This window comes from Corynebacterium sp. HMSC078H07, from assembly GCF_001812805.1.
GTDB lineage: Bacteria > Actinomycetota > Actinomycetes > Mycobacteriales > Mycobacteriaceae > Corynebacterium.
This window is the reverse complement of the sequence record NZ_KV810494.1, coordinates 180,626-180,998: the sequence shown is the minus strand read 5'-3', so window position 1 is coordinate 180,998 and position 373 is coordinate 180,626. Positions and strand designations below refer to the sequence as shown.

Below are 373 nucleotides of genomic sequence, written 5' to 3'. Positions count from 1 at the left end.
TCGAGCTTATCCAAGGTCACCACCACGCTGGTGAGAACAGCAGGTTTGGTACCGCCGTGGGACTTTTTGAAGAAGACGTGCTTGGCTGCTTCCAGCAGGTTGTCCCTATTGATGGATTCCAGCACGCCGCGCATCTCGGTAACGGTCATGGGATCATCGGTAATTGCTAGCGAGTGTGGCCCGTCTGCACGGTAGGTCATGCGCACCCCAGGCTTAGGGATGCGTTTGGGCTTGAGCTCTTTGAGCCGTTTGGCCGCCACAGCAGGGATGTTGTGTGCTGGTGTGCCGGCGAGCTTTACGCGCAGGTTCCACGCGTGCAGCTGGTTTTTCAGCTTCTTGGTGTAGGACTCAATAAGGCTCAGCGTGGCCAGAT

General features: G+C 57.1%; 1 pseudogene. It reads right to left on the bottom strand.

Annotated elements, in window-relative coordinates:
* A pseudogene (locus HMPREF2875_RS14165) lies at positions 1-373 on the bottom strand (HNH endonuclease); the annotation flags it as partial.